Annotated in this window: 12 protein-coding genes; all 12 read right to left on the bottom strand. The window is 46.5% G+C overall.

Annotation, left to right across the window (positions count from 1 at the left end; all coding sequences use genetic code 11):
- Window positions 1-2: 2 nt before the first annotated feature.
- Window positions 3-5,753, bottom strand: a complete 5,751-nt coding sequence (locus tag CEF13_RS08880) for an S-layer homology domain-containing protein (RefSeq protein WP_166742808.1) — start codon at window positions 5,751-5,753, stop codon at window positions 3-5.
- A gap of 272 nt (window positions 5,754-6,025) precedes the next feature.
- Entirely contained in the window at window positions 6,026-8,083 is a 2,058-nt protein-coding gene (locus tag CEF13_RS08875) for a GxGYxYP domain-containing protein (protein ID WP_102710355.1), read from the bottom strand.
- Window positions 8,084-8,404: 321 nt separating this feature from the next.
- Complete coding sequence (locus CEF13_RS08870; protein ID WP_102710354.1) at window positions 8,405-9,031, bottom strand: nitroreductase family protein; 627 nt, start codon at window positions 9,029-9,031, stop codon at window positions 8,405-8,407.
- A gap of 288 nt (window positions 9,032-9,319) precedes the next feature.
- Window positions 9,320-10,285, bottom strand: coding sequence for a LacI family DNA-binding transcriptional regulator (locus CEF13_RS08865; protein ID WP_102710353.1), 966 nt, complete (start codon window positions 10,283-10,285; stop codon window positions 9,320-9,322).
- 81 nt (window positions 10,286-10,366) lie between these two features.
- Window positions 10,367-13,711, bottom strand: coding sequence for a GH36-type glycosyl hydrolase domain-containing protein (locus tag CEF13_RS08860; RefSeq protein ID WP_102710352.1), 3,345 nt, complete (start codon window positions 13,709-13,711; stop codon window positions 10,367-10,369).
- A gap of 131 nt (window positions 13,712-13,842) precedes the next feature.
- Window positions 13,843-15,084: a glucoamylase family protein gene (locus CEF13_RS08855; protein ID WP_102710351.1), complete on the bottom strand. Its 1,242-nt coding sequence runs from the start codon at window positions 15,082-15,084 to the stop codon at window positions 13,843-13,845.
- A gap of 52 nt (window positions 15,085-15,136) precedes the next feature.
- Window positions 15,137-17,554, bottom strand: a complete 2,418-nt coding sequence (locus CEF13_RS08850; RefSeq protein ID WP_102710350.1) for a beta-galactosidase — start codon at window positions 17,552-17,554, stop codon at window positions 15,137-15,139.
- A 67-nt stretch (window positions 17,555-17,621) separates the two neighbouring features.
- Entirely contained in the window at window positions 17,622-18,941 is a 1,320-nt protein-coding gene (locus tag CEF13_RS08845; protein ID WP_102710349.1) for a glucoamylase family protein, read from the bottom strand.
- Window position 18,942: 1 nt separating this feature from the next.
- Window positions 18,943-19,920 carry a carbohydrate ABC transporter permease gene (locus CEF13_RS08840; protein WP_102710348.1) on the bottom strand — a complete coding sequence of 326 codons (978 nt, stop codon included), beginning with the start codon at window positions 19,918-19,920 and terminating at the stop codon, window positions 18,943-18,945.
- A gap of 15 nt (window positions 19,921-19,935) precedes the next feature.
- The gene (locus CEF13_RS08835) at window positions 19,936-20,817 is read right to left on the bottom strand and encodes a carbohydrate ABC transporter permease (protein ID WP_208414504.1); all 882 of its coding nucleotides are present in this window, start codon (window positions 20,815-20,817) and stop codon (window positions 19,936-19,938) included.
- Complete coding sequence (locus CEF13_RS08830; RefSeq protein ID WP_243864550.1) at window positions 20,814-23,189, bottom strand: DUF5696 domain-containing protein; 2,376 nt, start codon at window positions 23,187-23,189, stop codon at window positions 20,814-20,816. Before CEF13_RS08830 ends, CEF13_RS08835 begins: the two co-directional genes overlap by 4 nt.
- A 1-nt stretch (window position 23,190) precedes the next feature.
- The gene (locus CEF13_RS08825; RefSeq protein ID WP_102710345.1) at window positions 23,191-25,263 is read right to left on the bottom strand and encodes a YIP1 family protein; all 2,073 of its coding nucleotides are present in this window, start codon (window positions 25,261-25,263) and stop codon (window positions 23,191-23,193) included.
- Between the last annotated feature and the right edge of the window lie 5 nt (window positions 25,264-25,268).

The raw sequence follows: 25,268 nt of genomic DNA, 5'->3' as shown, positions 1-25,268 counted from the left end.
TGCTATGAAATATTCAATATTTGATATAGCATTTTGGCTATTTCCGCTCGCGTCACTTGACCTTGCGGATCAAATCTATTGTCGCCCTTGCCATTAATGATACCGAGTGTCTTCGAATGGTTGACAGCTTCCTGCGCCCATGGGGATACATGAATCATATCTGCGAAAGATGGACTAGCGCTGAGATCCTTCTTCGATTTGTCCATGTATACTGCCATTCGATCAATGATAACTGCAGCTTCCTCACGGGTTACAGTATCCTTCGGACGGAACTTGCCGTCACTGCCTTGGATGAGTCCCAACTCAGCAGCCTTAGCTACATATCCTGTATAATAAGCGCCCTCAGACACATCCGTGAATTTCGAGACTGCTCCCTCCTCTAACTCCTTTAATCCTAGAGTACGAATCACAAGCGTCGCAAAATCTGCGCGGGATACATTCTGCTTTGGTCCATAATTATCCAGATCAATTCCGCTGATGATATGCTTTGCAGCCAGCTTCTGAATGAATGGCTCAGCCCAATTTCCTTTAATATCCGCAAAGCTTTTGTGATATTCCATTACAGCAAATGGAGAGAGGCCATTAATATCGAATGTAATGCGATTGCCTGCAGATCTGCCTCCCAAATAGATTGCTTTCCCATCATTCAGCTCGTAAATACCTGCATAATCGGAATCTATCTTACTCAGCTGTTCATCTGACAACGTAAGGACGATCGTAATCGGTCCATCGAGCTTTTGAACAATTGACTCCTTTTGAGCCTTTACTTTACTGAATTTCAGGTCGTAAACAAGTCCCAATGAAGTAAGCTCACTTCCAGCTCCTATTCCTCCATTCGAAACAGTCTCACTTAACGAATTAAGCTCGATGATGACCTTATCGGCGTTGTCGATTCCGTCAGGCAGCGACGCAGCCGGCACAGTAACCGTTAAAGCTGGCGTCACTATTTCCAAGGTTAGCTTGCGAGTCTTCAAGTCTTGCAATCCAGCAGCGTCAAGCGATAGCTTTACATTTTTTGTATCGCTAACCGAGCCCTTGATATGAATGCCCACCTTTCCGTCAACGGACTGTTTCATAGCCTGATCCAGAATAGAGCGTTCAACCAAATTCTCGCCATTCATTCCAATTTCCAATTGTATAATGCCTTTGTCAGTTATCGGAGTCGGTACTGGCGTTGGTGTTGGGTCAGGTGAAGGCGTAGGTTTCTCACCCGCTCCAGAATCAGTTCCTGTGTGGAAGCCCCATATATCCGACATTGACCTACCGCTGTTAGCATCCTCCACAATGACGTACCATTGATGAAAAGCATTGTCAGCCAGATTACTCCAATTGACAGATGCTAAAGTGCCACTTGACACATTGCTCTGCTTTCCAATGAGCTGATCCGTGTACACCTTCACTCCGATATAGTCGGTAGCAACACGTTTTGTCTTCGGCTGCAAATCCAGATCAAGCGAAAATTCATCCTTACCTGGATGTTCAATCGGGTCGTAGTAATTGTATTGATCCAAATATGGCGAATAGGTCTTCATGTGAAGCTTGTTGTTTTGGATATCAAATTGCATGAGACGTATATAGCCAAGACCGCCTTCCGGCGCACCTTGATAATCAGCAAGTATTTGATAGACTTTACGATCATTCTTACCATCACCGTCGTCATCCAGCTCATCTATTTTAAGCTGTGCGTCATGATAGTGACCAGACAGAGTGGCGAAGACATTTTTATTCGGCACGACGACCTTTTCATAAATTTTATCAGCAATCGGAGCACGGTTATTCGATACAAGCATATATTCATGCAAGGCAAGGATCGCTTTGCGTTCTGGATATTGGGATACAATTTCATTCATCCAATCAATTTCCGCATCTGCAAGTCCCCAGCCCATATACACGATAATAAAATCATTCCCGCCAGCTGATACCAGATCATAATGTCCTCGATTATTCATATAGGAGCCGCCGAATGTCGGCATATCCTTAAATCGCCAGTCACCGAAGTATTGGCTGAATTTCGTATAGTCGTTATTCTGATGACCTACATCATGATTGCCGGCCAGCACGCCATATGGAATGTTAGCATCCTCGAGTACCTTCATATCTTTGTCAGCTTCAAGCCATTGGTACTCCTGATACTCTTTGTCGACAACATCGCCCGTATGAATCACATACTGGAGGTTTATTTTGTCTTTGTTATCTGCAATCCATTTCACATTTTTCTGATAAATATACGGATAGCTTTGCGAATAATACTGTGTATCAGACATCCATACAAAAGAGAAATAATAGCGATCTTCAGTAACCGGAGATGCTGATAAAGCAGCAGCCGCGATCTCATCCTGAATGAGTATTTGGATCGTTCCCTCATCCGCATAATCACCTGCTGTCACAACTGACTTAAGCTCAAAGTCCTCGTCGCCTGCGATTTGATGAGTCAGTTGCTCCCATTTCCCAGTCTTAACACTCCATACGTATAGACTTACCTTTCTTCCTTCTAGCGATTTTCCCTTCCATTCGATTGCAATTTGATCCGTTGCTTGAATCGTTGGATCAAGCTTAATTTCATAACGCTGATAAGGAAATTGCTCCACGGAATCATTAGTTAAATATTGACCGTCTGCAGCGCTAATTTTCGAGTAATCTTCAGCAGTCAGAGCGTGCTCTCCTCTAGGAATCATAACCTTAGGAGGCTCGGTATCGGAGGCATTCATAAAGCCTATGAACCCTTCCGATCGATTGCTATCGTATTTAAAGCCTTTCAAGAATGATACGTCTAACGCATCTCCAGTGGGATCATCCACCTTTACCGTTAAAGTCGGGCTATTGCTTACGCTGCTTTCACCATTAATCGGCGCCACAAGCTCAGGCTTAAAAGGATTCTCATCAGGCACCTGGAAAGTAATCGTCGTTTCAGCAGCGTTACCCACTTTGTCGGTTGCTTTAATAAATAAGGTATGAGAGCCCGCCGCAAGCATACCTGACGAGACTGCATACGGAAGCCTAATCACCTGCTGATCAAGCTTCGCTTCTACTTGCGAAACACCAGCATACGTATCCTTGATTTCCGCATTAATCTCGAAATGACCACGGTACAGCTTTCCTTCTTCTACACTTGCTTTAATGGAAGGAGCCGTATTATCAACTGTAATTTCCGCCGTAACTTCTTTAAGTCCGTCATTCACTTTAATTAGATGTATTCCGTCTGTTACTTCAGTTGTGTTCCATTGATAGGCCTTCGATTTAAGCATTTCTGAATCTAGGTTGAATTTGAACCCGATCCATTCATGCTTGCCGGTACTATCGCCCATCTTAATTTCTTTGTCTCGCTCAGCATAAAGCGGATCCCATATCTCAGTGCCATCCGCTAGTAAGAGACGTACATTCCGGATTTCGAAATCATCTTTATTCTCTTCTGGCCGCGGATCGAACGGAGATGATTTCGATCCCGCACGAATATAAATAACGTTATCCTCTCCAAGCTGGAGACGAGCAGAAGAGATAGGGAACGACAACGTCGTATAGGTTGGGATTGGGTCCATAAACGTATACAGGATCGAAGCATCGCCTAATTCAGGAGGACCCATTGTAATCCCATTTTTGAAATAATAGTCCACATTTTTGGCATCAAAAACGAAATATGCATCATTCTCAAGTGCAGGAAACGTGTCGCCAGCAAGCTGCTTATCATCAATACTTAATGTCAGTGCTGATGAAGCAGCGTTTTGAGATGTACCCTTGACGATTGCAGCACCGCTCAAAATATCGCCGTCCGTCACATTAAGACGAAGCTCCGACTGATCAGGACCTCCTGTTATTTCTACTTTATATTTGGGCGTTTCTACTACGTTCATCCCATCTGAAGCACTGAAATAATACTCAATATAAGACCTTCCAATTAAATCTGCAGAGGACAGCTTGTAATGGTACAGACTATCACTATAATCCTGTGCAAGGTTGTGGCTAACAAACGCAAGCTGTTTATCCGAACGGATGAAAACCTCTACCGAAGTAATCTCTTTGTCATCATTGGCAAACGCCTTAAGATCAAGGCTGTTTGACTGATCAATTTGGGTTATCCCAGTTAAATCCTCGACTGTTGGTTCAATTGTATCTTGAATAACCGGAACAGGCACAGCCGGAACCTGCGACGGATCAATCATACCCGGTGTAGCTATCGATAGGCTGGAGCTGGCTTTGATCATAGTCGTACTGCCACTTACAGGATAATTGTATTGAATACCCCGATCTTCTTTCGTTTCATCACCCTTGACGCCTCCGTCATAGGTTGTATCTGCATCGTAATACGCAGCAGAAATCTCTTTCTCTGTATTTGTCTTGATGACGACCGCGCGTCGGCCGGAATTAGCCATTCCATCGCTCTTTATGATGAATAAATGTTCATTTTCTATAAAATTGGTATTGAAAAACGTATTAAAATCTTCGACTTTATAATCATCATTTGAACTGTTCTTGATCCAGAAAACAACCGATTGTTGAGCCGGAATGAAAAAACTGTCTTTTGTTGAAGCCCATTTCACATCCGCAGAAGGCCCTTTATCTGGATAACGATAATAAATCTTATAATTTTTGAAATTAATCGGTTGATTCGTATTATTGTATACTTCAATAAATTCGTAGGCATCCGCAGATGTGCCCTTTACATTCGTAGAGTTAGGCAGCAGCTCTGTAATAAGAAGGAGCGGCGCCTTCTCTGATTCGAACTCAGGAATATTTACCTGAATGGTGTAGGTTTTCACCGTATTTTTAACTCTAATTTTGTACTCAAGCTTAGATTCTACAAATGCAGCCATTGGAATAATAGCCGTGTATTCATCGTCTTGCTTCGGCAGCATCGTTACTGCTGTGTATCTCGCTTGTGCAGGGGTTTTGTATAGCAGCTCCACAGGCGGCAGTGCTTCTCCCTCAACGCTTGTTAAGTTTTTGACAGCAGCAACTACTTCGTAATCGGCTGCATCAACCTTCTGTGGCGGAGTATGTATAATTTCAGGCTGTAGAACGGGCTTCGTTGAAGAAGCTATCTGCTCCGGCGTTACGACGCCTGGTGTCGCGGGTAAAGTCCCGGATTCTGGTGAAATGACCGTCATTACCTTGCTTCCCTCAGTCGGAAGCTTGAAGAAGATCCCCATATTCAATTTGACATGCTTCGCTTCATAAGTAGCAGAAACAATCAAGCTGTCCGTTGATCTATCCTTTATTTGCAGGTTGCGTGAGGCTGTGTTAGCCATCCCGGCGCCGCCGTTTAAACGGAATAAATTAACGCCTTCCTTCAGACTGGCTGTCGAGGGAAGGTTAGCAACGAACTGCTCCTCTGTTAATTCAGCATTGAATCCATTCATGATCCAGAAAACAATCGCTTCGCCAGCAGGAATAACTACTTGATCCGAAGCATTCGTCATCGACCATTTATTCGCATTATTATAATAGAAATAATAATCCTCGTTAAAGTTAATCGGCTTGCTCGTATTGTTGTAAACCTCCACAAACTCGTACGCGTCTGCCCCATTAACGTTATTAGTATCTGGTACCATTTCTGTTATAAGCAGAGGGGGAGCCTCCGAATTTCCTTCGATGAAAGCAAACGCTTGAGCGGATGCATCGTAAACGGATGATTGAACCGATTGATTCTCGCCATCGCCCACTGCTCCTTCCGCAAAGCTCATAGGCACAATTCCTAGAAGCAAGCAGCTGATAACCATAATCGAAATCCATTGCTTATACCTACCTTTAATAACCACTGATGTCATGCTCCTCTCTTCTTGCTGTTTCTTGTTCCTTTGGTCACTAGCCCAGAACAGATTAAGTGTACCTATTCCATATTTTCCAAATATCAATTTTATTTATAGACATTGTAAAGATGTCCTATTCAATTGCCTCTTGTTGCGACGAATTTACCAAACAGCAAATAAACACGCCTTAGCAGGCGTGTTTATTTGCTGTTTGGCAGAATCAAATCCTGATTTACTTCATTTCGTCGACGTCGTCATAATCAGCATTTCATTGCCTTCTGTTATGGCTTTGCAGGCAATCCATTCGCGCTGCGAATCAACGAGAAATACTGATCGGCACGAACCGGCACATAATCCGATCCAAGAGATGCTTGCAGCTCGGCAACATCTGAAGGCGTCAGGCTCCATGCGAGCAATCCTAAGGATACGAATAGAGGTGATTTCCCATCCCATTTGGCCTTGGCGTCGGCAAGAACCTTCTGACCGTCCTGCACCGTGCTTATGCCGTTAATTGTTGAGACAGGAAGCTTGCCTCCGACAATCTCTACGCCATGATGATTTTCCCAGCTTAAGAACAGCCCTTGAGCTTTGTACTCCTTAATATAAGCTGCAGCATGAGCGTCACTAAGCGGCACATTCTCACTGTTAATACGATTTAATACATAAGGAATCGTCATCCCCGTCTTCTCCATATAGGAGTAGGTCTGCTTCAGGAAATCAGAGAAGGAGCCAATAGGCCATGCATTCGGGTAGAAGTAGCCTGCACCCGAAGGTCCTGCAATAAGAAGATCATTATTCGTAGCGGTCTCCTGATAATAATTCAGCATTGCTGGAGCGCCATCATAAAGCAAGGGACTGGACGTCCAATTTATCGGTACTTGACCGCGGCTAGGATCATCCCATAGGACACGCATTCTATGCTGATTATATTGGAAGTTATCCCCTTCGCTGAATGTATACGTGACATAAATTTTGTTTTCCAGCTTTGGCGTTTTTGCTGCTTTAGCTTTGGCCCCGCTCGACTTGGTTCCGGAGAATACCGTCAAATTGCTGAACCAATCGGCTGCGAGAACATAGACACCGTAACTGGATGTAATCTCTACACCGCTGAATTCCCCGTCGACATCATTGCTGAACCAGCCTAGATATGGCGTGCCCGGCTTCACGTCCGACAAAATTTTCTGGAAAAGCGCTTTCTGTTCCGGCACGTTGGAATCAAGCCAGAACACCATCGCTTTGTTCGCAACCGCATAATCGCGCAGGTAGCCGTATGGCTCCTTTTTCTCAGAGGATACAGGCTGAGCGCTGCTAACAGAAACCTTGTATTGATTCCACATCTCGATGGAAGCTGTTAATTGCTTGGTACCGGCAGGCGGCGTGAATTTATAGATGAAGTAACGGTTATTGTCGGCGAATCGATGTCCTCCACTTCCTGCTGATAACTGAGAGTCCTGCCGATCATACAAGAACGACTCTTCCTCCGGAGTACCCGGGATGAACGTCGCAATCGTTTTGCCGTCGGCTTTGATTGTAACCTCATGGACCGCCGTGCCCCAGCCGTCCTGTGGGAACGCATCCTCAAACCGAAGATAGACATCTGGTTTACCGAGACCTGCGTTTAGATCAAGCTCATACACCTTCCGATTATTCGCGTCCCGCTCCTGCGTCGTATCTTCCGCAATCACTTTGAATAGATCGGCTTGGTTGTCCGGAAGCCTGATCGAGGTATCTGGGCTAAGCCCAACGAGCATTCGATGTGTTGTCTGGCTCCATAAATTCTCGTACTGCCATGTATATGCGTCCATCCGATCCTTGAATTTCCCTTGCAGGTCATCCAGCACCTTCAAGCTATACGGTGCGGCTTGCAGCTTCTTCGCCAGCTCAGGGCTTGCGACCACTGCGCTCTTCAAGCCGGCAAGTGTCGTTGCTACGTTGACGGAATCCGGAATCTTAGGATCGTATATAATGATTCCATTTATCTCTTTCTTGTAAGTTTGGACAATCTGCCAGTAGTCATCTCTTACCTTGTAAGTCACATCGAGGTCGTTCAGCCAAGCGAACTTCCCTTCCTCTTTACTCTCAAGCAAATAAATCCGGGGCTCGGCACGGTTGACAATGCCTTGTAAGGTTGCCATTAGAAGCTTTATGTCGCCGGGCGCATCATAAATATCCGCCACGTCCAGATGTTTAACTTTCGAAAAATTTGGAAGCGCTTGCTTTTCTGGCCAAGAAATCGTGCTCGCCTGCGTTTTATCCTTGGAATCAGCAGCCGATGCACCCAATGACATGGATAATGTACAGACAATCACGAGTCCGATAACAGTAAGCTTACGTAACATGGTCTACACCTCGGTTTTGTTATTGGTATGTAGGTCAGCATCATCACGCGCGCCTTATCTCCTGCCCCCCCTCCTTCACCCGGCTGCGTTTATTCAAGCCCCCACTAATATATGTTTATTATATTGATCATATAATTGCAATGGCTTCGACAAAATATGTTATGCAAAGGCATGAAATTGAGTCTTCTGGTGCAGACGTTTTTTGACCTAACAGTAACAACGACCTACCAAAGAGAAGGACTTTCCGCAGGTTTGCTATTCAAAACAAATACATATTATATATAACAATATAGCAATATAATCTGGCACATCCGCTATCATTCAATAACGATCATAAATTACAAATTCGCCATTCGGCTTTCGATAGCCGCGAGGTCTTTGCTTGCTATTATCTTCTTTTCCGAGTGTAATCAGCATAGCAGGAACATACCGCTCAGGAATACAAAGAGCCTGCCTTAGCTGGTCAGGATCAAACCCGATCATCGGACATGTATCCCACCCTTTATCCTTGGCTATCAGCATGAATAGCATAGCTGACAAGCTTGCATTGCGAATCGCTTCATCTCTCTTGAAGCGCTCTCCCCCATCTTCATACATAGCAGTCACACTGCTGACCGTTTCATCAAATTCACACTGATCGATGATGCCTAAGGTCAAGAGTCCTTCATTAATAGGACCGATATTCCGATATGCTTCCATATCTCCAAGCACAACAATCGCTGCCGCGCTGGTCAAAACTTTGTACTGCTTGAAAGCCGCCTCATATACTTGCTCCTTTAGCATCTCATCGGTTACAGCCAAATAGTGCGCATGCTGCAAATTGAAAGCAGAAGGAGCAAACTTTACAAGGCTGAATAGCTCGTCCAGCTCCTGTTGAGATATCGCCACATCTGTTTTGAATTTATTAGCTGATCTTCTGGATTTCAATAACTCTGTAAATGTACTCATGTTCTCTCTCCTTATGTATAAGTCCAATATTTTCTATAAAAATATATTAACATAGTTACTTAAATAAAGTAAGTTGTTTATTTTTTTATCCGGCTGTCGTATAAAATACATGATAAAAAAAAGACAATCAACCTTCAAATTTGGTTGACTGTCTTTTTCTATTCTAATACAGTTGTATTGTCAATATATAACAAACAGAAAAAAATCCCGACTGCCGCATTGCTGCGGCTGCCAGGATTTTGTTATGACTTCATATAATAGCTGTCAGTACTTACCGACAAAAATACATTACACGGTTCCCATCGACTTGCCTTTAATGAGAGAAACGTAAATCCGCTCATGCTCCACATACTCACCGGCAATTAGCTTAAGCAGCTGCTCAGAGGCCAAAAGTCCCCATTTCCGCTTAGAATAACCGATCGTCGCTAGTCGAGGCTGTACGTACCGTGAAACTTCTATATTGTCGAACCCGATGAGGTGAATGTCCTCACCGATTCGAAGGTCGGTTGTCAGCAAATATTCGTACATCCCGATTGCCATTTCGTCGTTCAAGCAGAAAACGGCCGCAGGTTCTGTGTATTCCTGAGCGATCTGGAGTCCGGCAAACGTTCCAGCCGACTTATTGAAATCTCCTTCGATTTCAATATATTCCAAGTCAGGATGCCTACTAATCACTTGCTTGATTGCTTGCAGACGCTGTCTGGAATCGAATGAGCCTTTTGGCCCGGTTACGACGTACAGCTTGCGATGGCCAAGCTCAATCACATGCTCTACCGCGAGCATAGCACCTGCTTTGTTGTCTAGCAGCACCTGATTGATTTTCGGATGGTTCAAGTCCCGATCCAAGACGACCAATTTATGTCCAAGCTCGGCGTAGTTCAACAGCTTTTCGCTAGAGAAAGTCTCGTCGAGGACAATGGCCCCGTCAATCATTCTCTCCGGAAGAAGCCGATGAGACTGTTCACCGCTGCAGACAACAAGATCATAGCCGCTCTGATTTACGCCCTCTTTCATCCCTTGCAGCAGATCGCCGTAGAACGGTCCGCTGAAATCGCTCAAGAAAGCCCCAATAATTTTCGTTTCCTGCTTCTTCAAATTCCGAGCGGCTGCGTTCGGGACGTATTGCAGCTCCTTGGCGATAGCTATAATTCTAGCAGAAGTTTCATCAGTAACTTTCGGGCTTCCATTGAGCGCATAAGAGACTGTGGATACTGAAACACCAGCCTTTTTAGCAATATCTTTGATATTGGCCACATTACACGCCCCTATTCATGCCAATTATTTCCTTTTAACTTTAACATAATGATTCGTTGATAATTGCGTTCCCTCTATTTATTACAAATAGATGTCAACGATATTATTCGTGGTTGATAGAGCCGATTCAAGCAGTGCCCGAGAAATTCGCAGGCCGCCTTGTCTATAGCGATTCGGTTCCGATTGAGCAGATATGGCCTCACCATTAACGACTACCTTATTTACTGGTTGACCGCTTAGATGATAAACGAATGTAATAGGTCGACCAATAAATTGGAATTCAAATTGCAAGCCATCCAAATGAGCAGGCAGAACAGGATCAATAATTAAATCTCCGCCATCTTGACGGATGCCAAGACAATTGGAAATGAGCTGATTCATATAAATCCCTGGACCGCTGGAGTAAATTCTCCATCCACCCTTGACAGGCACTTTGCCTTCTCTGAGTTGATCGAAATTTTGCTGCGCTTCGTAACGGTCATTGAATTTACCGTCTGAGCTGCTGAAATAAGCGTTGCTTTGGCGAAGCTCCGCATTCGGAACGATGTTCCGAATTCCAATTGGATTAATTTTTTGCAGCCCCAGCCAAGCCTCATCCTGATGACCAAGCTTCGCCATCGCCTCGACGAAACGAATATGGGCGTGCACATACTGCAGTCCCACTTCCCTTCCGAAGTTGGATGCCTGCTCGGCTCGTTTAAAGTGCTTGCTTACACCGCCGGTGTAGTTGGCAGGTCGATCCATCAATCTAACGCCATCTGGGTGATACAGCTTTTCCTTAATAAGCGAATAATGTGCTTCCGCTTGTTCCTTAGTAAGCAGCTCACTAATCATGCTGCGGGTCATCGGCAGAAGACGATAATGAATGCCGGTCTTCGTGTCTTCAGGATGAAGCATCAGCTCGGTTTGGCCTGGCTCCTCCATATATAGAAAACCAGGAATAACATCTGTTTGCAGCATATATTGCTGGAAGTCTGCTTGAATACTAGCTGCAAGCTCACGGAATTGCTCTGCCATATCTTTATCGTAGCCCTGCATTGCTCTGGACAACTGATTAAATGTTTGATAAGTCAAAGCGACTGTCCAGCTGCTAACCATATATTGCTTAAGCTGAGCATTTGCCGGCTGGAGCGTATCATCCCAATCGCCGTCGCCATACGACGACAGATGCGTTCCATGCAGGAAATGATCCATAATATATTGAATTTCCTTACGAGCATGCGCGAGTATAGTTGCTTTATCCTCCGTAAAGCTGTACGTATGAGGATCCATATAAGGCACAAGCTCCTGAAGAATGCTGTAGTCCTTCGTCACGTTCAAGTAATCGCCGAGTACTTTAAGCGGCCATACGATAATATCGCCGTGGCTTTCCACACCTTGAATTTTGAAATAACGATCGAACATAAACCATTGCGGCCAGTTCCCTGTGTCTTCATACTGATGGGAGAATACTGTCAATAAGATTTCTCGCACTCTATCGTGTTCTTGGGTCGCCATGAAATATTCAACTGGTCCTTGGCAAACGTCCCGCGTTCCCCAGGCTGCCCCACCGTACTGCTCTAGGCCATGCGGCGAAGAGAAATGCACAAGCATATTATGGGTGTACCACCAGGATAGAACGTTTACTTTATCCAGCTCAGGTATGCTTTCGCCGTTCAAGGAGAGATGAAAGCCATTCAAGATCGATTTCAAATATTGACGATATTTAATAATTTCTGAATCTATATCCCGGGAGACAAAAGGCAGCTCCTGTCCATGCAGCAGACCTTGAATGGTTAAGCTCCATGACTTGCTCGCTCCAATTTCCAGAACGACTAGCGATGCATCGTGCGGCTTGACATAATTCGCCATTACACGCTCGTCGCCGACGTTCAAATCCGCTCCCGACACCTGCATACGGTAGCATAAATCAGGATACGCCGAAGCGCTTAGTGTTTGGCTATCCGCTCGGAATGATAAAATATTTCCATTCTGCTCCATACCAAACGGCACTTCATACTCGTTATTATTCATCGTTACTTGATTCGTTACTAGGTAACGGTACAATGTTCCGCTCTCGGAAGTAACCTCGAGGTGAACCTCAGGTGTATCAACTGTAGTATAGCTGGTGATAACAAGTGTATCCTCAGGCATTTTATAATACCATCTCGCATAGTTGAAGCCCATTTCATATAGAGACGGCATCGTTAAAAGACGATAAACGCCATCAAGCTCGACATAGATCCGTTGTCCGGATGTTTTCATCACATTCAGTGCATTTCGAGCATTCGTAATCATTTTGTTGAATGACGTATTGCCAACGACGACTTGAGAATTGAATATACCGTACATATACGATGTCGAGGACAAAACATGCTCATTCATCCGGTTATTATTGCCAGTCATTAGAATGTGGCCGTGCGGGCGCTCGACCAATAGCTCTTTTTCCTTTAACACAACATGCTCATTCGTCGCGGTAAAGAATGAGAGCAATGTCTCTCCAACCCGTTCCTCCTGTTGCCGAGCCGGGAATCTACGGTTGATTTCCTCGATGCTCATTTCCAGTGCACGCAATGGAGTGCCGATAATCGATTTAAGGGCCGTCTTCTCGATAACCCGCCCTTCGACTGGCTGCTGCGCTTTAATCTGTTCCCAAGCAACGGCTATTTCATTCCCATACTCCAGCTCCGATACGCTTGATAGATGGTCTTCTTTAAACAGCCCGTAGAAAACAAATCGAGCAGGACCGTCAAGTTTTACGCGTCCAGACTGCAGTGCCACATAGGCGAACTCATACTGATAAACGTTGTTAGCCAGTGAATCCTTTGTGAGCTGCTCCGGTTCATTTGTTTCTTTATAAGAAAGACCATAAAATTGGAAGCCATCCGTGGAATATCCGACAGCACCCGTCAATATCCCCTGCTGCATATACGGGAATTTACCCTGCTGAGGTTGGTTTTGACGAGAACAAATGACATATCCTTTATCCGCATCCTCAAAAGCCTTATGGTCGATATATTGAGATAAATAAGCCTCATTCGAACGTACTGCACCTTTGTCAGCAATACCGATATCCTGCCCGTAGACCAGATCCACTTCGGCGTCGCATCCGTCTAATTGAACATCCCAGAACCAAATACCGCTATCTGTAAGATGGAAAGCAACTTTGTAGGAAATCCCTTGAACGGAGCCTTCCCAAGCTAGTCCTTGCTCTGAGAAGCTTAGGCTGCTTGTGGATCGAATGCCAAGCAGCGGAACCGCTTCGATACCAGCTGCCCGATGAAGGCGCAGGTATACATTATTTAAAGAACCGTCTATTGGATTTGCAAGCAGTTGATTAATAAGCGTATTTCCATGAGAAGCTTCGTATAGATCACCGCTATTCAAAAAATTGAAGCGCAAATTGCCTGCTTGCAAATGAATGTTGGAATCCAATGTATTTATCATGATGATTCACTCATTTCTATTATTTTTCCACAATTGTAAAGCTCGTTTGCGTTGCTAGAATACTATATTAGGAAAGAACAGATGGAAGTTACCTGCTCTTTCCTAATAGGAATGATTCATTGGTTGTTTGGCTAGGCTTTCGCTTGCGGAAGGGCTGAGCGCGGCTCTCCCATGCATAGTGCCATCCCTTGCTGAGCAGCAGGAAGGGTCATGAATTGCTTCCAAACGAAGCCTGAGCGATAGTTCTCAATCATGAGCAGCGTAATGCCTTTATCAATCCCGATGACATCCTCTGCATACCATTCTGGTGTCTCGTCCAAGTTATATGAGTCTTGGAAGCCGTATTTGCCCCATAGCTTAGGGTAATTGGTGTAGTAATTTTGCAGCGCGCTAATTGATTCTTCCGGTGTAAATACGATAGAACCGGCTGCCCCGCAAGGAGGAACAGTACCGTCAACATAGTCGCGTTTCGACGTATTCGGATCTGCGCCATAGCCGCCGTGATAGCCACGAGGACCGTCACAAGCTGTCATTCCCCAAGAATCAGGTCCGAATGTAGCCGATTTGTCAGCATTGTCAATACAGAATTGGCGGCTCGCAAGCGTCGCTTGAACAGAGTTTTCAAACCAGTCGACACCATATTTATCTTCTCTGTCACGGAAATCAAACCAGGCATGCGAGAATTGGTACACGAACAATGCGCCACCCGTACTGTGAATAATCGGACCATGACCGCCGTAGTAGCCAAGATAGCGGGTGAAGTCATCGAACATATCCGCCGGTACCGGATGCGTTGGCGATGCTGCGCCCAAGAAGTACATCATGAACTGTTCAGCGTAATGGTCCCAAGTACCGAAATGCTCACCCTTCTCATCGTCATAGCCCATGTAGAACTGGTTTGTTTCCGGATTACGGTACCAATCCCATTCCACGCGCTCATAAATTTGTTGCGCCAGCACCTGTGCTTCGCCGCCGAAGTATTGTCCGGCTGTCAGAACACCGCAAATCAGAATTGCCGTATCGATAACGGAAACCTCGCAGCCTCCAAATTGCTTTGCTGTATTCATATCAAGGAAGTGAAAATAAAATCCATGGCGCTGGTCCGCGTGATTCAGGAACGTATTTAAAGTGCCCAGTACACGCTCTTCCGCCTGCTCTTTGGTCACCCATCCGCGTTCCGCACCGATCGCAAGCGCAGTCAAGCCATAGCCGACCGATGCAATGCTTGCCATATTGGGCAATCCTGGCGCACGGTCACGGATCAAGCCGTAACCTGGGCTGTCTGGATTCGTATTCGCTTCCTCCCAAAAAAACGTAAAGCTCTGCTTGCTTTCCAAATCCAGCAATTCGTCGTTTGTCAATTTCTCTCTCATTTAAATCCCTCCGATTTTTGTTTGGCAATCTCATTTAATTTTCCGTCTGGCGTTAGACGAAACGAACCGTCAATTGATCGTCTACTTTTGCATGCTGCTTAGATAGGATGTGAATGGTCGTTTCATGCCGCTCAATCTCATACGCATCGCTTGGTTCAACCTCAAGTGACGTTTCAATCACAATCCGGTCTTTCGGCTGCGTAAGGCGGAATGAAATGGCATTTGCCTCGACCCCCATTATTTCAGCAGTCGCTTCTACAATCTTTAAGCTGACATTCAACTTCATTTGCAAAGGCAGCATGACGCCGTCCCTGCTTCCAAGCCACAACTCTCGTCCATCAAACAGCGGTGAGCCGTTCTCATATATGCGGAACTTCTTATCGAAGCCGTCAAGATTCAATAAGTGAATAAAGCGTTCCCCTTGCTCATTGCGGGTGGATGTCATGAATATACCGTGATAAGTGCAGTCATGCGTAAGACCCGCCTTCGCGCCAAGCATCTCTAAAGCCGTTCGGTACAATGCAATATCGCAATTGTAGCGGGCGGTCAATACAACCGCGCGGCCGGACCCAATACGGATGTCAAAACCGCATGCCTGACCGCTTCCATACAGACGCAGAAGTGTGTCCGCTTGTCCAACAGCCTCGAAGGTTTGAGCGAAATGCGTGCGAACCTCAGGTCGTGGGGCAGCCCAGCCTTCTGCTAATACGGAAGGATACACATGCGATCCATCACGATGATCTCCGGTATGCTTCAAGCCGAGAACATCCGCCAGCACTATGCAAGGCTCGCCTTCCATATCGAACAGCGGCACTTCTCCGTACAGGAACAATTTCCCGCCTTCAAGAAGGTAGTTTGCGAGCTTCTGCTGCAGACTGCTGTCCATATATTTCGCGGATAGCAGCGCGAGTACAGGCACTTCTTGAACTGAAATCGGCTTATTCTGAATGTCCGCAGCGCCAAACCGATATCCTGCGAGCAGCATAGCCCGAGCCATCGTCTCCCAGCTCCAGTAAGCGCGGTTCGATTCAATGTTTTCATATATCGCCTTCATCTTGGCACTATTCGGATAACGGTATTCCGTCATGAAATAATCAGGAATAAAGGCAAAGGATACCGCATCACGTTCTTCATTCATGACCGCAAGCTTGTCTTCCACCGCTCTTACTGCATGAATGCCACGAGCCATGCGATCGAATGTGTAATTAAGCTCACCTTCTGGACTAACCGGGGCTGCAAACCCATGGCGCTCTCCGGTGAAAGCGACACGGTCGTTCCCGTCGTTCGGCTTGTCATCCAGCACATAATTGCGTCCGCCGGTGAACAAATAGTAGTTAATAAGACGATTGCCTTGGGCAACGCACATCCGCATTTTCAAATCCGCGGCGGAAACGTCGTATCTTTCGGCGAAAGTAGAACCGAAATTGCCGTCTCCGCAGTTGAACTCCACTGAAGTGAGCGGCTGATGCTCGTCGTGGACAGCATCCATGAATCCATTAATCAAGTACAAATCTTGGAATGTATTCATATCCAGATTGCCGAAATAAATATCTGAGCCGGATATATAGCCTGACTTGCCTTCATATGTTTCGTACAGCTGGCTGATCCCAATTGGGTATGTAAAGCCTCTGCCGCCGCCGGTGCCGTGAATATTAATGACGAAAGGAATATCCTTGACGCCGAACGACTCCGCATAGCCGCGCAGCTCGTCGACATAGCAGGCAAATCGATTCCGCATATAATGGCCTAAGTCCAAATGCAGCGCTGGAGCATAATCCTCCTTCGGCGAACGAATTCCCGTACGACGACTCACTATGTTCTGCAAGTCGAACGGATAGCGGGAAGCAAGCTCCGACGTGTCATAAGTGCGGCTGAGCCATGAAACGAAATCATCAACAACTTGGTCTGTTAAATCCGGGCCGTTGCTGACCCAAGACAGCATGCCGATTTCATTATCAAGCTGTACGGCAATAATATTGCCGCCTTGAGGCTGCAGCCGCGGCGCTGCGATCGCCATTACTGCCTCATACCAACGGCGAGATGCTTCGAGAAATGCCGGAGCAAGGTAATCAACTGTTGGGGTAGTGGCTGGACGCTCATCCCATCCGATCGGCAAGATCTCCGGATGGCGATCATAAATCCAGTAAGGCAAACCCTCATTCTTCATCTCCGCCATAATGAACGGACCCGGACGAAGGAAGAAATACAGTCCGTTGTCGCGGCATAAATCAATGAATCCAGCCAAGTCGAGCTCAGGCCGGGTATGCCCGTCCAGATCAAACTCGCCTTCCCGCGGCTCATGGCATAACCACGGCACATAGCTTGCTACCGCATTGCAGCCAGCTAGCTTGAGCTTATTGATGCGATCCTGCCATTCATCGCGCTGCAGACGGTAGTAGTGGATTTCGCCGCACATAATCATTTGCGGCTTGCCATCAATCCGGATTTGCTTGTTGACAATTTCAATCACGGTTATATCTCTTCCTTCCTTGCGAGTAGGACAACACGTCCTACTCTTCCTTGGATGTTGCTGTGGATCATTTGGCTATTGGAGACAGGCCGATGGCCTGTGCTCCTGCTTTCACATAGTCATTCTTCATATACAAATCCCAAATCAATCCACTGCGATAGTTTTCAATCATCAGCAGCGTAATGCCTTTATCAATACCAATGACGTCGGGACTGACCCATGCCGGCGTCACTGCTTCATTATAAGCATCCGTCAAACCATACTTGCCCCAAAGCTCAGGCTTTCCATCAAAATGCTTCAGAACTGCGAGCGATGCTTTCGGCGTAAACACGATCGATCCGAGTGCCGCAGCTGGAGCCAACGTGCCGTCCGTCACATGGGCAGCATCGTCAAAGCCAGTTGGCGGCGAGCCATAAAGTCCGTTGTATCCATCAGGCCCATCACTTGCGGTCATGCCCCATGCATTCGGACCATACGTCTTGTACGTTCCGGCCATATCGATCGCATACTGCTTGCTTGCTTCCGAAGCAATAACAGAGTTCTCCCACCAATTAACGCCTTCCCGGTCATTTAAGCCGCGGAAATCGAACCAGCCATGCGAGAATTGGTAGGTAAAGATTGAACCGAACCATGAATGGATGAAAGGTTGCCCCTGTCCATAGGCTTTAGAATCTCTTGTGAACGCATAGAACAATTCGCCCGGAACCGGATGTGTCGGCGAACCGGACGCGAGAATATACATCATTAATTGCTCTGCATAGAAATCCCAGTGTCCTGCGAAGCCGTTCTCCGGCGAATAACCCATATAGAATTGATTGTTAGCCGGATCTACAAACCAAGGCCATTCCACTTGCTCTGCAAGCGCCTTAGCCTGCTCCTTCACCTCTCCACCGAAAAACTCCCCTGCGGTGATGGCGCCATTAATTGCGATCGCGGTATCGATGACTGACAATTCACTGCCAGGCGCTCTCGATCCGTCCTCCATATTTAGGAAGTGGTAAAGAAAACCGTGCTCTTTTGCCGCATGCTGCAATAGTGTGTTCATCGTACCCAAAGCACGCTCTTCGGCCTCCTGCTTCTTCACCCAGCCGTGCTCGACTCCGATAACAAGAGCTGACAAGCCGAAGCCGGTAGAAGCGACGCTCGACAACGTCGGGTTGCCGGGAGCCCTGTCAGCGATAAGGCCATAGCCCTTGCTTCCTGCTTCGGTATTTGTCTCATTCCAGAAGAAATCAAAGCTTGCCCGGCTTTCTTTGTCCAGCAGCGCTTCCGTCTCTTTGTCTAGGCCAGCCGCGATACCGCGGCCAGCATTCTTGCTGCTGGAACAGCCTGCCGCCAGCAAAGCGGTCGACAATATAACTAGTAAACCCATCCGTAAGATGCGCATCTTATTCCCCCGTTAATCCGGTACTATCTACTACCTGAGTGAAGCGTTTCTGCGCGAATAGATAGAGAATTAACAGCGGCAGAACGATTAGCAGTGTACCCGCCATTCTGATCGACTCGTTGACGTCCGTTACAGTAGATGATCCCGTATACATTGCCTTGAAGGAATCATTAAACGTCTTCAGCTCCAGCGGCAAAGTCGTCATCGCATTGCCGAGGTACAAGGATGCAAGATACGTCTCGTTCCAATGCCATACCATCGAGAACAGGAATACAACGACAACCGCCGGTACAGAAATAGGCAGAATAATGCGGAAGAACGTCTTAAGTGCGCCTGCTCCGTCGATTTGTGCCGCTTCTTCCAGCGCTCCAGGTATAGTCCGGAAAAATTGATAATAAATCAAGATAAACAACGCGCTCCTCAGTCCTTGAGCCAACAACCCGGGAATAATGAATGGAAGCGGCGTTTCCAGCATGCCGTAATCTTTGAACAGCAGGAACATGGGAATCATAATAACCTGCTTCGGCACAACAAATGTGATGAGCATCAGTCCGAATAGAATTGATTTTCCCGGAAACTTGTATTTCGCGAAGCCATAGCCTACAATCGCGCAGGATACGGTTTGGGCCAAAGCCGGGAGAACGGAGTTAAGCAGCGTGCTCCCGAGCGTCTTCACATAATCAAGCACTTTCCACGCCTGCACATAGTTCTCCCAATAGAAGCTGCGCGGAATCCAAGCCACGGTCGGATCCAGAAGGTCACCCAGATTTTTGAAGCTTTGCGACACCATGAACAGCAGCGGATACAAATAAATGAAGCCCGTACTGATCAGCAGTATATAAATGATGATCTTCATCAGCCAGCCATCATTCCCTTGACGGCCCATCATCAAACTTCTTGCTTTATATAACACGCTCAACGACCTAGCGCGTTTATCCGGCTTTTGCTGATTCTGTTTGTCGATCGGTATTTCTCTCATCTTGATTTCCCCTCCTTAGGACCTTCTCGCGGCTCGGATGGACTGATCCTTGTTCCGAAAGAACAGTACAAAGATGAGCAGCACGGCGAAAATAACCGTGAAATAAATCCATGCCAGCGCACTGGCGTATCCGAATCCTGTATTAGCCTTGAACATGTTGTCTTGAATCAGCTTGATGACATCGCTAAATCCGTTAGTGAACAAATCGATAATCGTATAAATGAGATTGACCAGAATAAACGGTTTCACTTCAGGCAGTGTAATTTTCCAGAACGTTACCCAAGGTGATGCCCCATCCATTGCTGCGGCCTCGTACACTTGCGTGTTCACCTTCTGCAGCCCAGCCAGGAAGATCAGAATTTGCACACCTGAATACCATAAGATCAGAATAAACTGGTTAATGATGCCTATTATTGGTCCAGCCATACCTGGTGAAAGATTATCTTGAATCATCGTGATAATGCCGTATTTCTCAACAATCGGAATCGTCGCCGCTCCTTGCGAGAATAGCTCTTGAACCACTTCACCGCTCGTGATGACAACCGGCAGGAAGAAGATTGCGCGAAATAGGTTTCTTCCCCGAATCGGCTGATTGATGAGCAGCGCTACGAATAGAGAAAAAACAATAACGATCGGAATCATCAAAATATTCGATTTAAGAAATAGAAACAGCTTTTGCGTAAAATCCACATCGACCAGGAATGCATCCTTGTAGTTGCCCCACCCTAGAAAATGCGTTTCAATACCGTAAGGCGTAATCATTACTTTGTTAAAGCTCATATACAGTGAGAAAAAGAGCGGATACGCCATAAATACTAGAAAACCGATAACCCACGGAGATATGAGCATGTAGCCGATCATGGCTTCTCGTTTTGTTTTTTTCATCTTCATCTTCATGATCGGTTACCTCCTGTTACCGTAACATCGCGGGCTTTGACTGAAATGGACCCTTGCGAATAATTTTCTGAAGTGTAATTGACCCAAATGTCCACGCCATTGTCATAGCTGACTTTGATAATACCGAAATTCATTATGGTGCGTCCGGTCATTACAGCGTCCTTCACTTGCTTTAATGCCTCATTCGCTTTGGCGTACTGCTTCTTGATTTGCGGCGCCCAATCCTTGTATTCTGTCGTATACAGATAGCCCGAAGGCGTATTTTGAAGTTTCCAGGATGGCTCTTTCGTAACCAAGTAAGAAGGATACGCCCCATATTCAATCATGCGAAGCAGATCGAGTTCAGGATCGGCATTGTTATTGCCGTATTCCGCGTAGTAATCCATAACGCCATGCAAGACCATCGGCAGGAATGGAACGGTATCGGTCGCATACATGAATTGTGACGAATTGAGCGGCATATCGAAGTACGCTGCGGTATGCTTCAACATATAGTCATTCGGCTGGTACCAAGATAGCCCAATTGACTGCTTAGCCGCTTCTTCGCTCAGGTTGCCGTAAATATCCGCTGCTTGGGTCCGATTGATTGTTTTTTTCTTGTTATAATCGGAATAAAGCAAATATCCGGTACCGTTAATCGCTACGCTTTGAATGCCCTCTTTATTGAATGTTCGGAAATCTTCTGTCGCGAGCGACAGTGCTTTGTCCGGACTGAGCATATAGGCCTTAATGTCTCTAAACAGATCGCTCACATATCTGCTTACGTACTTGTATTCGATTAAGCGGTTCGTGATCATGCGGACCGAATCGACGCGAGGCTCCACTCTTGGGCTGCCTCCCAGCATGTTCGTGTAATCCGTATTTAAATAAAGATCAATGTTCTCATTCTTGGCGTATTCCAATAAACTCTTCATGCCTTTGCTGCCGCCAAGCACTTTCTCAAAGTTCGGAGCAGCTGGCTGTGCAGCGGTCGCGCCGCCCTTGCTCCAGCCTTGAAGACCTGCGCGGATATTGTCGATGCCTGATTTCTTGAGATCCTGCAAAATCAACTCCGCTTCATTGAACGATGTCATCTTCATGACGCCGCGTTTGAATATACCGGTTGTCATTTCGCTGCCGAGCATATCAATTCGAAGAGGGATCTCTCCGCTGTGCGTATTGCCATTTTTTTCCTTCGGAAGCATATCATGCGACTGCAGATAGCTGCGGTAATCCTGTGCCATTCCGACGTAGTCCGCCTGCTCTCCGCTGAGAAGGCGGTAGCGGATCTGTTTGTCGCCTTCCAATTTTGTTTTTGTGTACATATTGATTCCGCCCATTGTTTTGCTGGTCGGCTGGTAATAACTGGTACGAATGTTAAAGCGTGTCGATACCCAGTTGAAGTTCGTATTGACACCGCTTGGGTACGCGACGATCTCCGCGTTCATCTTTCCGTCTTCCACGACACCCATCAACGCATTCTTCTTCACGCCATGAACGACGCCGAATACCGGATAGCCTACTTTATTGTAGGCACCTTCGAAACCGCCAATCCCAATGTCGTTATAATAAATTTGTCCAACATAGGGCTCGTCGAATGACGTATGGTTGTTCGTGAATCGGATAAGCGCACCGCTTCCGTCTGGTATGAACAAGTATCCCGGCACAGCCGCATCGCGTACGGCACCAAGGAATGGATATAGCTGCACCGACGCAATCCGGCTAGGTCCGTTCTCCTGAATGCTATCGTTCAGCAGCTTGACAACAAGCCCGTCCTCTTCCAACGCGACTTGCATAGTCATCGTAACTTGAAGATCTGGAAGTTCATACGTGACCTCCAGACCGTTATCGATCGCATTTACAGAAGCAGCTTTTCCTTGAAGAGACATATAGTTGGATGATGTCCTAAATGCATCTTCCCCGAAGTAATCGACGAGAAAGGGCGATTGCATTGCGTTCTTCCAATCCTCATTAAGCTCCTCCGCCTGAAAATCGCTTTCACTTGGCACGGAAGACCAAATATAACCGCTAGTCCGGTCTTGAACTTGAATAGCGAATGTTTCCATATTCATGTATAGAGCCATGCGGTCATTCTGACCGATTCGCTCGAAGCCTGCGCCGATTTCCACAGCGGGCACTTCTGCCTGATTGGCAGTTTCCGGCTTCGTATATTCATTGGAACGGAAGAACGACAATTCATCCTGACGGTCTGGCCTTGCCGGCTCCAAAGAAATATCCGAAGCATCAGGCACTATCGGCTCGACAGCCAATTCAGCCGGAGCCGAATCAGTGACGCCTGAAGCATCCGATTGCGCGGCGTCATACAAACTCGCTATCAATCCCCCGCTAACAATTAGAATAGCTGCGAGAAAGACCAGCTTCCATTTTTTCATTTTAAACACGGTATTTCACCTCTTCCGCTATACTCCGTACGAAGTCCCACACTTGGTTGGATAGGCCGAAGAAAATGAATGCGATCAGAGCCATAATGATCATGCTTGAAATCGTGATCGCAACGTTTTTGAACGTTTCCTTGATCTCATAGCCATGAATTTCCTTGACCATCGTAAACATTAGGAATACGCACCACAAAATAATAAATTGGCGGGAGTAATCGTATACGACTGATTCCAGCAGCGTAAGTCCTTTGGACATGATCGTAATCGGAAGTGAAAAAATGATATAAGGACTAAGCGCATAAACAGTGCCTTTGTATATATCCTTGAATTTCCCTTCGCCGTCATTGATAATGCTGACCAAATAGTTGCACAGCACCCAGGCAAAAAAGGGAATTAGAATTTTCAGCGCTTCGCCTATGATATTCACTTTCAATGGATCGACGCCGCTGAATATAAAGTTCGTCCCAAATACTTCGTAAATCCGGATAGCTACGATGAATATAAGCAATAAGGTGGCTGACAGCACGGATGCGCGGCCGTTCTCAAGCTCATAATATCCGTCGAACGGATGCCTCAGCATTCGGAATGTATGCATCAGCTCACGAATAATCTTAATATCCCTTATACGGCGAACGGTTTGCACCACAGGCTTACCAATGCCCTTGGCACGATAAAGCCGCTTCAATATGAACCATAATGCTGCGGCACCGGCGATCGCGACCATGATTGTCGACATATGACTCATCATCCACGCCCGTCGAAGCTCCCAATACGTATTGGAATACTCGTTCACGTTGCGTGCAAATTTAAGTTCCTCGAACGCCTTGCTGTAATCTCCTTGCTTGTAATAAGCAAGTCCAATCCCGACATGGGCCAGATCGAACATACTGTTCTGTCTGAGTACTTCGCGCCAAGGCTCCATGCTTTGCACATATTTACCGTCCAGATACAACCCGATTGCTTTGTAAACGAGCAAAGCGAACGGCGTTGGTTTGAACATTTGAATATTGGCCCGTTCTTTATCCAGCACATATAAAATTCCGTTCTCGTTGACAGCAATTCCCGATGGCGCTCTGAAATAGCCAAGCCGTTGATAACCGGTGTCATTGCCGCCGAAGCTGAACAACATGCTGCCATCCTTGTCATACACAGAAATAAATCCTTCTATTGAATCTACTGCAAATATGTTGCCCATGCCGTCCACTGCGATGTCCGCAACGCTTGGGCTCATGTAGGTAGATGTTCTAAGCAGGTTATCTCCCGCTACGTTGAGCTTCTTGATGCTGTTGTCATCCAAACCGACCGTAGCCGTATAAATCAGACCATCCCCGTCCACCGCCAAGTTTGATGGTGACGGTGGAAGCTTCTGCGACAGCTGGCTCATCTGCTTCTTCGTAAAGAAGATTTTCTGAACCGCCCGCTCCAGATCGAAGCCAGTCCGATTTCCTCCGAAGTAGCCAAGGAAATCGCCCTCAGCGCTCAGCTCCGTAAGACCCTGAATTAAACCTTCACCTACAATGTATATATTGCCGCGCTTATCAGCTAACACTTTCCGCGGTTTAAACTCATTGTTTTTGCCGAACAGCAGCGAATCGGGCTTGCCAATCGTTTTTGTCTTCTTCCCATTCGGGTCGAATACAACAACCTGCCCTGCGCCATAGTCTGCCGCATAGATTACGCCGGCTTCGTCTACGTACACTCCCGTCGGCTCATCTAATTCACCCTGTCCGATTACCCGAACTTTGTTGCCTCGTTCGTCGAGCTCTAATATCCTCCCGTTTCCCGTATCGGCCACGAACAGATGGTTATGGCTGTCGATGAACAAATCCTGCGGTTGATCCAATACGATATTGAAGTCGCTATCCGCAGCAGCCTCCTTAGCGCCTTCTTCTCCAAAAATGCTATGCCCGTCGATCACACCAACTGGCAAATAGGCGCTCTGCGTAAGACGAAAATCCCCTTGCTGATCTATCGTAAAGGAAACGTACGATTGCGCCTGCACCGGCATCGAGGCAAACAGCAGGGAGAACACAATGCCGACAAACAGACCGATTTTAATTTTTCTCATCGTTC

Source organism: Paenibacillus castaneae (assembly GCF_002884445.1).
GTDB lineage: Bacteria > Bacillota > Bacilli > Paenibacillales > Paenibacillaceae > Pristimantibacillus > Pristimantibacillus castaneae.
Note: the sequence above shows the minus strand (reverse complement) of the source record. Positions and strands in the feature narration are given on the sequence as shown.

Excerpts from the sequence above, each read along its gene's own strand:
- CEF13_RS08845 (WP_102710349.1), bottom strand. The coding sequence starts at position 18,941 with ATGCGCATCTTACGGATGGGTTTACTAGTTATATTGTCGACCGCTTTG.
- CEF13_RS08835 (WP_208414504.1), bottom strand. The coding sequence starts at position 20,817 with ATGAAGATGAAGATGAAAAAAACAAAACGAGAAGCCATGATCGGCTAC.
- CEF13_RS08870 (WP_102710354.1), bottom strand. The coding sequence starts at position 9,031 with ATGAGTACATTTACAGAGTTATTGAAATCCAGAAGATCAGCTAATAAA.
- CEF13_RS08830 (WP_243864550.1), bottom strand. The coding sequence starts at position 23,189 with ATGAAAAAATGGAAGCTGGTCTTTCTCGCAGCTATTCTAATTGTTAGC.
- CEF13_RS08855 (WP_102710351.1), bottom strand. The coding sequence starts at position 15,084 with ATGAGAGAGAAATTGACAAACGACGAATTGCTGGATTTGGAAAGCAAG.
- CEF13_RS08860 (WP_102710352.1), bottom strand. The coding sequence starts at position 13,711 with ATGATAAATACATTGGATTCCAACATTCATTTGCAAGCAGGCAATTTG.
- CEF13_RS08825 (WP_102710345.1), bottom strand. The coding sequence starts at position 25,263 with ATGAGAAAAATTAAAATCGGTCTGTTTGTCGGCATTGTGTTCTCCCTG.
- CEF13_RS08840 (WP_102710348.1), bottom strand. The coding sequence starts at position 19,920 with ATGAGAGAAATACCGATCGACAAACAGAATCAGCAAAAGCCGGATAAA.
- CEF13_RS08875 (WP_102710355.1), bottom strand. The coding sequence starts at position 8,083 with ATGTTACGTAAGCTTACTGTTATCGGACTCGTGATTGTCTGTACATTA.